We start from the raw sequence: 13,268 nt of genomic DNA, 5'->3' as shown, positions 1-13,268 counted from the left end.
CATCGCCCGCCAGCGGGCTCCTACTATGCTGCGAGGGCCACATGACGAACGGGAAACCATGACGCGCGAATCGAACCCCGCAGTGTTGCTGGCCGACGACCAGGCCGACGTGCGCGAGGCGCTGCGCCTGCTGCTGAAGGCCGAGGGCATCGCCAGTCACGGCGTCGCCGACCCTGCGGCGGCGCTGGACGCCGTGCGCCGGCGCGAGTTCGCCTGCGCGCTGGTCGACGGCAACTACTCGCGCGACACCACCTCGGGCGAGGAAGGCCTGGCGTTGCTGGAAGCCTTGCGCCAGACGGCGCCCGATCTGCCGGTGGTGATGATGACGGCCTGGGGCAACGTGCCGCTCACGGTGGCGGCGATGCGCGCCGGCGCGGCGGATTTCATCGAGAAACCGTGGGACAACGCGCGCCTGGTCAGCGTGCTGCGCGCGCAGATCGCGCTTTCCGAAAGTGCGCGGCGCGAGCGTCGGCTGGCGGCGGAGAACGCGTTGCTGCGCGGCGAGGCGGGCGGGGATTTCATCGCCGAATCGCCGGCGATGCGCCGCGTGCTGGCGCTCATCGAGCGCATCGCGCCCAGCGACGCCAACGTGCTGGTGCTGGGCGAGAACGGCACCGGCAAGGGCGTGGTCGCGCAGCTGCTGCACCAGCGCTCGGCGCGCGCGGCGCAGTCGTTGGTCAAGGTGAACATGGGCGGCATCAACGAGAGCGTGTTCGAGTCGGAGATGTTCGGCCACGTGCGTGGTGCCTACACCGATGCGAAGAGCGAGCGCATCGGCCGCTTCGAGCTGGCCGACGGCGGTACGCTGTTCCTCGACGAGGTGGGCAACGTGCCGGCCGCGCAGCAGCCGAAGCTGCTGCGCGTGCTGGAGGACGGCGAGTTCGAGAGGCTCGGTTCCTCGCGCACGCAGAAGGTCGACGTGCGGCTGGTGTCGGCCACCAATGCCGACCTTGCCGCGATGGTGGCGGAGGGTCGCTTCCGCCGCGATCTGCTGTATCGGCTCAATACGCTGGAGCTGCGCCTGCCACCGTTGCGCGAACGCGCGGAGGACATCCTGCCGCTGGCGCGCGCGTTCCTGGCGCGCAACGCGCAGCGCTACGGCCGCGACGGCTTGCGGCTGGCGCCGTCGGCCGAGCGTGCGCTGGCCGCCTGGCGCTGGCCCGGCAACGTGCGCGAGCTGCAGCACCTGATGGAGCGTGCGGCGCTGCTGGCCGAGCACGACGAGGTGGGCGCCGTCGCGCTCAGCTTCGGCGAGGCCGCCGCGCCGGCGGCGACGGATCTCGATGGCATGACCCTGGAACAGGCCGAGTCGCAACTGGTGCAGCGCGCGCTGGAACGTTTCGACGGCAACCTGCAGCGCGCCGCCGATGCGCTGGGCATCACCCGCCAGTCGCTGTACCGGCGCCTGGAGAAGCACGACCTGCGCGACGCGAGCGGCGATGCCGGCTGAGCCTTCCGCCCGTCGCGCCGGCCGCATGCCGCGTTTCGAGCGGCGCGTGCTCGTGGGCAGCCTGCTGGTGGCGATGCCGGGCTTGCTCGTGTCGATCGTGCTGGTGTCGTCGCCGTCGTGGGATGCCTCGCTGCGCTGGACCTGCATCGCCGTCGCCGCTGTCGTCACCGCGATCCTGGCGCGCTGGCAATACCGCCGCCTGGTGTTTCCGCTCTACGCCTTGTCCGGCCTGCTCGAAGCGCTGCGCCAGGGCGACTACAGCCTGCGCGGCGTGCAGGGCAGCGTGCTGGGCGACGCGATTGTCGACATCAACGCACTGGCCGAGCGCCTGCAGCGCGAGCGGTTGGAGTTCGAGGAATCCTCCTACCTGCTCGGCAAGACGCTGGCGGCGTTGGACAGTGCGGTGTTCGTGTTCGACGAGGGTCAGCGCTTGCGCCTGCTCAACCCCGCCGCGCAACGCCTGCTGAATGCGGAGCGCCACCGTCTGTTCGGATTGAGCGCCGTGGAACTCGGTCTTGCCGCCTTGCTGGAAGGGCCGGCGACGTGCCTGCTGACCCACGTATTTCCGGGGCGCAGCGGACGCTTCGACGTCCGCCACGCCACGCTGCGCAGCGGCGGTCGCGGCGGTCAGCTGCTGGTGGTCAACGACGTGGGCCGCGTGCTGCGCGCGGAGGAGCGCGCGGCTTGGCAGCGCCTGCTGCGCGTGCTCGGTCACGAGGTCAACAACTCGCTGGCGCCGATCCAGTCGATGGCCGGCACGCTGGCCACGCTCGCCGCGCGTGAGCCGCTGCCCGAAGACTGGCGCGAGGATTTCGCGAGTGGACTGGGCCTGATCCAACACCGCGCCGAGGCGTTGGGCCGCTTCCTCGCCAGCTACAGCAAACTCGCGCGACTGCCGCCACCTCAGCCGCGTGCCGTGCCGCTTCCCGCGTTGCTGGCCAAGCTGGCGCAACTGGAAACGCGCCTGCCGGTGGCGCTGGAAACCGGCGAACCGCTCACGGTGCGGGCCGATCCCGACCAGCTCGAACAGGCGCTCATCAACCTCGTGCGCAACGCGGTGGAGGCCACGTTGCCCGCAGGTGGCGTACGGCTGCGCTGCCGCTGCGACGGCATGCGCGCCGTGATCGAAGTGGAGGACGACGGCCCCGGCCCGCCGCCCAGCGAAAATCTGTTCGTGCCGTTCTTCACCACCAAGCCCGGCGGCTCCGGCATCGGCCTCGCGCTGGCGCGGCAGATCGCCGAGGCGCACGAGGGCGGCGTCAGCCTGCAACCACGCGATGCCGGCGGCGCCCTCGCCACCCTGTGGCTGCCCTTGACGCCGTAGGAGCCCGCTGGCTGGCGATGGTTTTGTTTTAAAGCCATCGCCCGCCAGCGGGCTCCTACGTGGAGGCGGTGCGCAGGGCGGCGAGGCGGCGGTCGCGTGGCAGTTTCTTCCAGGCGATTTCCAGCCGCAGCGCCTCGCTGCGGCTGGCGACCCATACCCAGCCCAGCAATTGTCGTGGCGGATTGGCGCGGGTGAAGCGCGCGCCCTTGCCACTGAGGTGTTTGGCGTAGCGCTGCCGGGGGTCGCGCGCGATGCCGGTGTAGACGCGGCCATCGGCGCATTCCAGCAGGTAGACGGCCCAGGCGTCGGCGCTGGGCGCGTCGCTCATGCGCTCAGGCCCATTCCACCAGGGCTTCTTCCGCGCACATGCGTGGCCACGACGGCCGCGCCTTGAGCCGGGCGGCGAAGGCGGCGACGTGCGGCCACGCGGTGGCGGGCTTGGGCATGTTGCGCGCCCAGCGCATCAGCATCAGGGCGTAGAGGTCGGCCAGGCTGAAGGTGTCGCCCAGCAGGTAGGGGCCGTGCGCGGCGAGGTGGGCGTCGAGGTAGTCCCAGCACTTGCCGATGCCGATGCGCGAGTGTTCCTTGACGGCATCGCCGCCCTCGGCGACGTGGTCGTTCGGGTAGAACCACTGGCGGAACAGCGGCTGCAAGGTGTTGGCGAGGTAGAGCATCCACTGCAGGTAGTCGGCGCGTGCGGCGCTACCCGGCGCGGGGGTGAGGTTGGCCTCGGGGTGGCGCTCGGCCACCAGCAGGGCGAGCGCGGCGGCTTCCATGTGCGGCTTGCCGTCGACCACCAGCGTGGGCACCACGCCGTGCGGGTTGATCGCGAGGTAGGCCGCGCTGCGCTGTTCGCCCTGCTCGATGTCGATGCGCTTGAGCTCGTAGGGTGCGCCGGTTTCGATCAGGGCGAGATGCACTACGAGGTTGGCGGAGCCGGGGGCGTAGTAGAGCGTGTACATGGCGGATGTCCGTGGGTGGAAACCACCGATGATACGCCGCGCGGTCAGCTGTCCAGTTCCGTCCAGCGCGCGTAGGCGGTTTCCAGCTCCGCCTGCAGCTGTGCCAGCGCCTCGTTCGCCTTGACGATGACGCTGCTGTCCTGCTGGAAGAAGGCAGGGTCGTTCATGGCCTCGCCGCGCGCGGCGAGGTCGGCTTCGAGTTGTTCGATGCGCGCGGGCATCTGTTCCAGCTCGCGCTGGTCCTTGTAGCTGAGCTTGCGCCTGGCTTCCGGCGCGGTGGCCGGCGCCGGGCTTTTCGCGGTTGGCATGGCGATCGGCGGCGGCGCGACGGAGCGCTGGCGCAGCCAATCGCTGTAGCCGCCGACGTATTCGCCCACCCGGCCCTCGCCTTCGAGCACCAGCGTGCTGGACACCACGTTGTCGAGGAAGGCGCGGTCGTGCGAGACCAGCAGCAGGGTGCCTTGGTAGTCGGTCAGCAGTTCTTCCAGCAGTTCGAGCGTCTCGACGTCGAGGTCGTTGGTGGGTTCGTCCATCACCAGGAGGTTGGACGGTTGCGCGAACAGCTTGGCCAGCAGCAGGCGGTTGCGCTCGCCGCCGGAAAGCCGGGTGATCGGCGCGCGCGCGCGTTCGGGCGAGAACAGGAAATCCTGCAGGTAGCCGATGATGTGCTTGCGCTGGCCGTTGAGCTCGATGTACTCGCGGCCTTCGGCCACGTTGTCGAGCGCGTTCTGCGTATCGTCGAGCTGCAACCGGTGCTGGTCGAAGTAGGCGACCTGGATGCCGGTGCCGAGCGTGGCGCTGCCGCGCTCGGGCTTGAGTTCGCCCAGCATGATCTTGAGCAAGGTGCTCTTGCCCGCGCCGTTGGGGCCGATGATGCCGATGCGCTCGCCGCGCATCACGGTGGTGCTGAGGTCGTCGATCAGCACGCGGCCGCCGTAGCTCTGGTGCACGTGCTCCAGGTCGATCACCTTCTTGCCCGAGGCCTGCGCGTTGGCCGCGGTCATCCTCACGTTGCCGGAGAGCTCGCGGCGTTCGGCACGCTCCACGCGCAGTGCCTTCAGCGCACGCACGCGGCCTTCGTTGCGGGTGCGTCGCGCCTTGATGCCCTGGCGGATCCACACTTCTTCCTGCGCCAGTTTCTTGTCGAACAGCGCGTTGGCCTGCGCCTCGGCGTGCAGGCGTTCCTCGCGGCGACGCAGGTAGTTGGCGTAGTCGCCGGGCCAGTCGGTGAGCGCGCCGCGGTCGATCTCCACGATGCGCGTGGCCAGCGCCTGCAGGAAGCTGCGGTCGTGGGTGACGAAGATCAGCGAGCCGTCGAAGGATTTCAAAAAGCCTTCCAGCCAGCCGATGGCCTCGATGTCGAGGTGGTTGGTGGGCTCGTCCAGCAGCAGTACGTCGGGTTGCCGCACCAGCGCCTGCGCCAGCAGCACGCGGCGCTTCATGCCGCCCGAGAGCGCGGCGAAATCGGTGTCGGCAGGCAGTTCCAGCCGGGTCAGCACCTCGTCGACGCGGCGGTCGAGATCCCAGCCGTGGCGCGCCTCGATCTGGTGCTGCACGTCGCCGAGCGCATCGAAGTCGCCCTCGCCCAGCAGGTGGTGATAGCGCGCCAGCAGATGGCCGAGGTCGCCCAGGCCGTCGGCCACCACGTCGAACACGCTGCCGGCGGTGCCGTGCGGCACCTCCTGCGCCATGCGCGCGATGACGATGCCGTTCTGCACGCGCACCTCGCCGTCGTCGGCTTTCAGCTCGCCGGCGATCAGCTTCATCAGGGTGGATTTGCCTTCGCCGTTGCGGCCGACGATGCACACGCGCTCGTTGCGGTCGATGGAGAGATCGACGTGTTCGAGCAGGAGGGGGCCGCCGATCGAGAAGTCGACGCGTTGCAGTTGGATCAGGGACATCCGCCCATTCTAGCGGACGCGTCTGGCGATGGGCGGTTGGCCGTGAATCAACCTCAATAGAAACATGCGTTTAACGAATTATTTTCAAGTCGGGACTCTGGAAATCGGTGGCGCCTTGGGGTAAGGTCGCCGCCACGCGCCATTCACGCGCGGTCTGTCTGTGAGGTAGGGCGAGTGGCCATCGAGTCGATGCGACGGGGGCGGGTGTTGCAGCACTTGCGCGCGGCGTGGCTGTTGACGCTGCTGTGCGTGCTCGGCAGTTTCGCCGGTCGTGCGCACGCGGGCTACGCCGCCATCGTGGTGGACGGCAACACCGGCAAGGTGTTGCAGGAGATCAACGCCGACCAGCGCGACTACCCCGCCTCGCTCACCAAGATGATGACGCTCTACCTCACCTTCAAGGAGCTGAAGGCCGGCCGGCTGCGGCTGGATCAGGCCATGCCGGTATCCGCCTGGGCGGCGGACAAGTCGCCCACCAAGCTGGGCTTGCGCGCGGGCCAGACGGTCGCCGTGCAGGACTGCATCCTGGGCATGGTCACCAAGTCCGCCAACGACGCCGCCACCGTGATGGGCGAGGGCATTGGCGGCAACGAAAGCCGCTTTGCCGAGATGATGACCGCGCAGGCCGCCCTGCTGGGCATGACGGACACCCACTTCGACAATGCCTCGGGCCTGCCCGACCCGAACAACACCTCCACCGCGCGCGACCTGGTGAAGCTGGCGATGGCGCTGTATCGCGACTTTCCCGAGTACGCGCATTTCTTCGCCACGCAGGAGTTCGTGTTCCGCGGCCACATCGTGCGCGGCCACAACAACCTCATGTACCGCTACCCCGGCATGGACGGGCTGAAGACCGGCTACATCGATGCCTCGGGTTTCAACCTCGCCTCCACCGCCGTGCGCGACGGCCATCGCCTGTTCGCCGTGGTGCTGGGCGGGCGCACCGCCGCCGTGCGCGACAACCTGATGGCGCGCCTGCTCGACGACAGCTTCGCCGGCCAGCAGACGCCCGCGCTGGCGGTGGCCGAGGCTTCCCGCCGCCCGCCCACCGGGCGCGCCGCGCGCCTGCTGGAGGCGATGTCGCCGATCCGCACCGCGGCGGCGGATACCGTGCCGACCTCGCAGCGGCATCCGCCGCGTGCGGCCAGTTCGACCCGACGCCTGGCGGCGGCCACCTCGCGCGCCTGCAGCGCCCACCGTGGCGCTACTTGCCGGCGCGCCGCCGTCCGCCGATCACGCCACGCCCCGGCCCGCCTCGTGGCCCACCGCCCGCCGGCCAAGAAGTCGGTGGTGGTGGCCTCGCGCCGGCAGCACGACGGCTGAGCCCCGGGAAGCCCGGGGCCGGCAACGACGCCCTGGGAGCGCGAGCGGCAGAAACGCGGCGGCTGCGGCTGCCGGGGTGCCGGGATCAGCCTATGATGATACGGCCTGATGTTTCGTGACCGGATTTGGGCTGCGAGGCAGGCGGATCGCTTACCCTGTCGGCCCCGGTACGGCGGGAAGGCTAAGGACATGCGCGGGGGCGCGTCCATCCAGGGGCAGCATGACCGACCAGTCCACCGACCGCTATCCGCAGGCCAAGCGCATCGTCATGGATGTGCTGGAGGCCGATGTCGCCACGCGCGACGCGGCCATCGCGCGCGAGTGCGGCGATGACACCGCGCTGGTGCGCGAGGTGCGCTGGCTGATCGACGCGGTGGAGCGCAGTCATACCGCCACGCTGCCGCTGCTGCCGTGCGATTCGGTGGATCTGTCCGGATGCGACGCGCAGTCCGCCTCACCGTCGCGCTATCGCCTGCTGCGCCGGGTGGGCGAGGGCGGCATGGGCGTGGTCTATCTGGCCGAGCGGCAGGACACCGGCTTCGCGCAGCAGGTGGCGCTCAAGGTGCTGAACGCTGCCGCCGTCCGTTCGCCCACCTTGCTGGAGCGTTTCGCACGCGAGCGGCGCCTGCTGGCACGGCTGGAGCACCCCGGCATCGCGCGCCTGCTCGATGGCGGCCTGTTCGTCGACGGCCAGCCCTACCTGGCGATGGAGTACGTCGAGGGCGAGCGCATCGACACCTGGTGCGAGCGCCACGCGCTCGATTTGCGCGCGCGCATCGCGCTGTTCATCAAGGTGTGCGCCGCGGTGGAATACGCCCACCGCAACCTGGTGATCCATCGCGACCTCAAGCCCGGCAACATCCTGGTGGATGCCAACGGCGAGCCCAAGCTGCTCGATTTCGGCATCGCCAGCCTGATCGATGAGCCGGCCAATGGCGATGCGCCCACCGAGGCGGGCCAGCGTGCGCTCACCCTGGCCTACGCCAGCCCCGAGCAGGTGGAAATGCAGCCGCTGACCACGGCGGCCGACGTGTACGGCCTGGGCATGGTGCTGTACCAGCTGGTGGCCGGCCAGCGGCCGTGGCAGCACATCAGTGCGCCGCACCAGCTGAGCCTGGCCATCGTGGCGGGCGATATCACGCCGCCCAGCCGCAGCCGGCGCCAGGATGGGCCGCCCGTCTGCCGGCGCGCGTGCGCCGACATCGATGCCATCGTGCTCAAGGCGCTGCGCCGCGAGGCCAGCGAGCGTTACGCCGGTGTGGGCGCGCTGGCCGCCGACCTGCGCAACTGGCAACAACAGCGTCCGGTGGCGGCACGTCGTGGCGCCCGCCTGTATCGCACGCGCCGCTACCTGCAGCGCAACCGCTGGCCGCTCGGCGTGGCCGCCACGTTCGTGCTCAGCGTGCTCGTCGGCCTGGCCGCCTCGCTGTATTCGTTGCACCGGGCGCAGGTGCAGCAACAACTGGCGCAGCAGCGCCAGCAGCAATTGGAACGCATGGTGCGCTTCCAGCAAGCCATGTACGACAGCGTGGATGTCGATGCCATGGGTCGTGCGCTGGTCGACGCCACCGGCAAGCAGATGATGGCGGCGCTGGCGCGCGATGGCGTGCACGTCGACCCCGATGCACAGGCGCGCGCCCTCACGGCGGTGCAGAGCGCCGATGTCGCGCGCGAGGTCATCGATCACTACGTGATCGGGCACACCCTGGACGGCCTCGATCGCGCCTTCCACGATTCGCCGCTCCTGGCCGCCGACCTGCGCCAATCGCTGGCGCGCGCCTTGCTGGGCATCGGCAGCTATGCGCATGCGGCCAGCGAGCTGCGCCAGGTGGTTGCCGTGCGCGAGCGGTCGCCGGGCGATGCGCGCGCGCTGCTTTCCGCGCGCATTGATTTGGCGCGGGCACTGGAAGCGCAAGGCCGCATCGCCGAAGCGGCGAGCCTCTACCGCCGCGCCGCCCGGCAGGCCGAGGCGCTGGCGCCCATCGACGGGCTGCGCATAGCCGCCGAGGCGGGCAGCGCACGCATGCTGGCGGCCCAGGGGCAATTGCAACCGGCCTTGCGGCAACAGCAGGTCCTGCTTGCCGGGCTGCAACCGAAGTTGGCCGCCACCAACCGCGACGTGATGGCGCTGGAGCGCGACCAGGTCGAGACACTCATCAAGCTTGGCCAGCGCGACCGCGCGCGAAGGGAGCTGGAGCGGCTGGAACCGCTCGTCCGGCAGACCTACGGCGCCGAGCATCCGGAAACGCAGGCCACCATGCTCACCTTGGCCACCTTGCTCTACTCCCAGGACAACGAGTATGAGCGCTCGCTCGCCCTGGCGAAGGAAGTCGCCGTGATGCGCCAGCGCCAGCTGGGGGCCGATCATCCGGCCACCCTGGAGGCGCGTGCGCTGGCTGCCTCGAACGAGGTGCGGCTGGCGCAGGATCCGTCCAGCCTGGCGCAGGTGCACCAGCAGCTCGACGCGATCATCCGCAGCGACCGGCGGGTGCTGGGGGCGGACGATCCGCATACGCTGGATGCGATGACCGACATGGTGCGGCTGCTGGCCAAGCAGGATCGTTACGCCGAGGCGGTCGCGCTGGAACGCGTCATCCTGGCCGGGCGCAACCGCACCCTCGGCCCGGATCACACCGCCACGCTCTATGCGCGCGGCAGCCTCGCCAGCCTGTTGTGCGAGAGTGGCGATTACGCGGAAGCCCGCGTGCTGGCGGGGCAGGTGCTGGCCGCCTTGCGCAGGCAACTCGGCGACGACCACCCCATGACCTTGGCGACCTATGACCTGGTGGGCCGCATCGACGCGGGCGACGGGCGCTGGGAGCTGGCCCGCCAAGCCCATGCCAAGGCGCTGGATGGTCGCGCCAGGACGCTCGGCGACACCGATGCGCATACCATCGAGAGCGCCTCGCGGCTGTATGCCGTGCTGGTGAAGCTGCACGATATCGCCGACGCCAGGCATGTGCTCGACACCTACTTGAAACCGGTGATCGCGATGAACCCCGCCACGCTCAATGCCGGCATGCGCAGCGTGCGCGCAGAGGCGCAGGGCGTGGTCGGCAGGTGACGCCGGCCAGGGCCAATGAAAAATTCCGCGCCGTGCGGAATTTTTCATTGGCGCATCCGGCGCCTGCCCGGACGTGCCCCCGTGAGTCCATGGCTGGGCCGGGCGTTTGAAAAGCCACGAACCCTCGGCGCCACGCCTTGAAAGGGGTGGCGCTCAGTGCGTGAGCATGGCCCGCGCGGCGGCGGGGTCGTGCCGATGCTTGAACAGCGGCACGAACAGCAGCGCCATCACCAGCGCGTAGCCGGCGAAGGCCAGCCAGATGCCGGGCCAGTCCTTGCAGATCGCCACCGCGTCGTCGCACTGGTGGTTGGTGAAGAAGTGGTCGATCACGAAGCCGGCGATCAGGCTGCCCAGCACCGCGCCGATGCCGTTGGTCATCAGCATGAACAGGCCTTGTGCGCTGGCGCGGATGGCCGGGTCGGCCTGGCTTTCCACGAACAGCGAGCCGGAGATGTTGAAGAAGTCGAAGGCCATGCCGTAGACGATGCACGAGAGCACGATCATCCACAGCCCGCCGGCCGGGTTGCCGAGGCCGAACAGGCCGAAGCGCAGCACCCAGGCCAGCATGCTCATCGTCATCACCGCCTTGATGCCGAAGCGTTTCAGGAAGAACGGGATGGTGAGGATGAAGGCGGTTTCGGAGAACTGCGAGATCGAGATGATGATGGTGGAGTACTTCACCGTGAGCAGGTTGGCGTAGGCCGGCACTTTCACGAAGTCGCTGAGGAAGGCGTCGCCGTAGGCGTTGGTGAGTTGCAGCGCCGCGCCCAGCAGCATGGCGAAGACGAAGAACACCGCCATGTTGCGGTTCTTGAACAGCACGAAGGAAGTGAGGCCGAGGCGTTCGATCAGGCCGCCCTGCCGCACCGCGCGGCTGGGCGGGCACTTGGGCAGGGTGAAGGCGTACAGGCCCAGCAGCAGCGAGGCGCCGGCCGCCACGTGGAACTGCGCCGGCGAGGCCTTGAAGCCCAGCAGGCTGGTGGTCCAGGTGGCGGCGATGAAGCCGATCGTGCCCCACACGCGGATCGGTGGGAACGCGCTCACCACGTCCAGCCCGTCGCGCTTGAGCGCGTTGTAGGCCACCGCGATGGAGAGCGAGATGGTCGGCATGTAGCAGCACATGTTGAGCAGCATCAGCCAGAACATCTGTCCGGGCGTGGCGGCGAAGGGCAGCGCGAACAGCACCAGCGCGCCGGCGATCTGCAGCAGGCCGTACAGGCGCTCGGCGTTCAGCCACTTGTCCGCCACGATGCCGGCCAGCGAGGGCATGAACAGCGAGGCGATGCCCATGGTGGAAAAGATCGCGCCGAAGCTGGTGCCCGACCACTGCCGGGTCTGGAACCACCACGTGCCGATGGTGAGCAGCCACGCCCCCCAGATGTAGAACTGCAGGAAGTTCATCGCGACGAGGCGAAGCTTGAGGTTCATGGATCGGGTTCCCCTTGGCCGGGACGGTGCCGAGGCCATGTGCTAGGAGCTTGGGCGGTAGAAACATTCGAGGCGAAGAGTCTGCCATGCGAGGGCAGATTTTCGGCGCTTCGCCGCCCCATAGTGGTTCTATGGGGCAAGAAGCGGCGGAAATATGCGCCGCATGGCGGGCTTTGCAGCCCGGATGATTTCTGCCGCCCAAGCTCCTGGGTGTGCTGTCGCGGCAGGTTAGAGGAAGCCGCCGCCGTGCGGCAAGGCATGCTCCGCTACACTGCGGGCACCATGAAGGGAGCCGGGGCATGAGCCTTTTCCTCACCATTGCCGTAGTGCACCTGATTGCGCTGATGAGCCCGGGCCCGGATTTCTTCTACGTCTCGCAGACGGCGGTGAGCCACTCGCGCCGCGAGGCACTGGCCGGCGTGGTGGGCATCGCGCTGGGCGTGGCGGTGTGGGCGGCATTCGCGTTGCTCGGCCTGCAACTGCTGCTGCACCGGTTGGCGTGGCTGGAACGAGCGATTGCCGTGTGCGGCGGCGTCTACCTGTGCTGGATGGGCATGAAGATGCTGCGCGGCGCGCGGGCCCTGCCCGCCGGCGACCCCGCGGTGCGCGTGGTGCGCCTGGTCAGCGGACCCTGGCATGCACTGCGCAACGGCCTGTTCACCAACCTGGCCAACCCCAAGGCGGTGGTGTACTTCGGAAGCATCTTCTCCGCCTTCGTGGGCGACCGGCTCGGCGCCGGTGCACGCTGGGGCCTGTGGCTGATGGTGGTGGCCGAAACGCTGCTGTGGTTCGCGCTGGTGGCCGGCGTGTTCGCACTGCCGGCGATGCGTCGCGGCTACCTGCGCCTGAGCCGCTGGATCGACGGCGGCGCCGGCGCGGTGTTCATGCTGTTCGGGCTGCACCTGATCTTTGCGCGGCGGGCGGTTTGAAGCGCAGCCGTTTCGGTGGTGAATTCAATTCCGAAGTGCACGGAGGTTGAAGGATGCCTCGAAGGCCTGTTTCGGGGTGCGAACTCCTAACCGCTTCCGCGGACGGCCATTGAGCTTGTCTTCGATGGCCTGCAGTTGCTCGTCGGTGACCGCGGTCTGGTCGCCGCCCTTGGGCAGGTACTGCCGGAGCACACCGTTGGGGTTTTCGTCGCAGCCGTGCTGCCAGAACGAGTACGGCTCAGCGAAATAACTCGTGGTCGCCGGGGCGATGTCGACGAGCTCGTGCCCCGTGATCCCGCTGCCGTTGTCCAGTGGCAGGGTGTGCACGGGCGAGCATCAACGGAGGCAAGGCATGGACGATGACGCGCACCACCGTGTCCGCTCGACCATCGGAAACGAAGCGCAGGCGCGGGTAGCCCGGCTTGCGCTCCACCAGTGCCACGATCCGCGCCGCCTCTTGCCGATGATCGTGTCGCCCTCCCTGTCGCCCACTCGCCGGCGTGTGGTCACCACTACCGACCGCTGGATGATGCGCCTGCCGTGGAAGCGCTAACGTTTGCGTGGCGTGTCGCAGCGGTGTCGCTGCCGACGCTTGCGATGGCGCAGTTGGTGCCATAGGGCAGCGGCCCTGCTGGTGATCCCGGGTGGTGTGCTGAGAGATGCGCCCGTGGCCGATGCCGGCTTTCGGCGGAATCTGCTCCGGGCTCCAGTCCTCGGCCAAGTGAGCCTCCACCTTGATCCAGTGGCCGGGAGCTGGCGCAGATGGTGGCGCAGAACGCTTTGCCGCGGCGCGTGCCGCGCCTCGTAGTGGTCATCGGCGCTTGCGTTGTGGCGCAACTCCCGGCGGACGGCCGATGGCTTGCGAAGTATCTGGCGGTTGATCTGCT

The 13,268-nt window shown here is 69.1% G+C and carries 11 protein-coding genes; 6 read left to right on the top strand and 5 right to left on the bottom strand.

The window, feature by feature from the left end; all coding sequences use genetic code 11:
• Positions 1-58 precede the first annotated feature (58 nt).
• A complete protein-coding gene (locus AC3WQA_RS07450) occupies positions 59-1,450 on the top strand; it encodes a sigma-54-dependent transcriptional regulator (RefSeq protein WP_492674440.1) in 1,392 nt (463 codons plus the stop codon).
• A gap of 25 nt (positions 1,451-1,475) precedes the next feature.
• The gene (locus tag AC3WQA_RS07445; RefSeq protein ID WP_492674439.1) at positions 1,476-2,774 is read left to right on the top strand and encodes a sensor histidine kinase; all 1,299 of its coding nucleotides are present in this window, start codon (positions 1,476-1,478) and stop codon (positions 2,772-2,774) included.
• Positions 2,775-2,829: 55 nt separating this feature from the next.
• Here the strand turns inward: AC3WQA_RS07445 and AC3WQA_RS07440 are convergent, their stop codons facing one another.
• Genes AC3WQA_RS07440 through AC3WQA_RS07430 form a run of 3 tightly spaced genes read right to left on the bottom strand, consistent with a single transcriptional unit; the run spans position 2,830 to position 5,637 of the window.
• Positions 2,830-3,102, bottom strand: a complete 273-nt coding sequence (locus AC3WQA_RS07440; RefSeq protein WP_492674438.1) for a GIY-YIG nuclease family protein — start codon at positions 3,100-3,102, stop codon at positions 2,830-2,832.
• A gap of 4 nt (positions 3,103-3,106) precedes the next feature.
• The gene (locus AC3WQA_RS07435) at positions 3,107-3,736 is read right to left on the bottom strand and encodes a glutathione S-transferase family protein (protein WP_492674437.1); all 630 of its coding nucleotides are present in this window, start codon (positions 3,734-3,736) and stop codon (positions 3,107-3,109) included.
• Positions 3,737-3,780: 44 nt separating this feature from the next.
• Positions 3,781-5,637 carry an ATP-binding cassette domain-containing protein gene (locus AC3WQA_RS07430; protein ID WP_492674436.1) on the bottom strand — a complete coding sequence of 619 codons (1,857 nt, stop codon included), beginning with the start codon at positions 5,635-5,637 and terminating at the stop codon, positions 3,781-3,783.
• Positions 5,638-5,844: 207 nt separating this feature from the next.
• Between AC3WQA_RS07430 and AC3WQA_RS07425 the strand changes: the two genes are divergently transcribed.
• Complete coding sequence (locus AC3WQA_RS07425) at positions 5,845-6,960, top strand: D-alanyl-D-alanine carboxypeptidase family protein (RefSeq protein WP_492674435.1); 1,116 nt, start codon at positions 5,845-5,847, stop codon at positions 6,958-6,960.
• Positions 6,961-7,180: 220 nt separating this feature from the next.
• On the top strand, positions 7,181-10,024 hold the full coding sequence (locus AC3WQA_RS07420; protein WP_492674434.1) for a serine/threonine-protein kinase: 2,844 nt from the start codon (positions 7,181-7,183) through the stop codon (positions 10,022-10,024).
• Positions 10,025-10,177: 153 nt separating this feature from the next.
• Here the strand turns inward: AC3WQA_RS07420 and AC3WQA_RS07415 are convergent, their stop codons facing one another.
• Positions 10,178-11,452: a nucleoside permease gene (locus AC3WQA_RS07415; RefSeq protein ID WP_492674433.1), complete on the bottom strand. Its 1,275-nt coding sequence runs from the start codon at positions 11,450-11,452 to the stop codon at positions 10,178-10,180.
• Between the two features lie 299 nt (positions 11,453-11,751).
• On the opposite strand from AC3WQA_RS07415, the gene rhtC reads away from it, so the two are divergent.
• A complete protein-coding gene (rhtC, locus tag AC3WQA_RS07410; protein WP_492674432.1) occupies positions 11,752-12,381 on the top strand; it encodes a threonine export protein RhtC in 630 nt (209 codons plus the stop codon).
• Positions 12,382-12,405: 24 nt separating this feature from the next.
• Here the strand turns inward: rhtC and AC3WQA_RS07405 are convergent, their stop codons facing one another.
• Positions 12,406-12,708: a transposase gene (locus AC3WQA_RS07405; protein ID WP_492674431.1), complete on the bottom strand. Its 303-nt coding sequence runs from the start codon at positions 12,706-12,708 to the stop codon at positions 12,406-12,408.
• Between the two features lie 25 nt (positions 12,709-12,733).
• Between AC3WQA_RS07405 and AC3WQA_RS07400 the strand changes: the two genes are divergently transcribed.
• A complete protein-coding gene (locus AC3WQA_RS07400) occupies positions 12,734-12,934 on the top strand; it encodes a hypothetical protein (RefSeq protein WP_492674430.1) in 201 nt (66 codons plus the stop codon).
• Positions 12,935-13,268: the final 334 nt, after the last annotated feature.

The organism is Rhodanobacter sp. FW106-PBR-R2A-2-24, assembly GCF_058789615.1.
This window is presented reverse-complemented; position numbering and strand designations above follow the sequence as displayed.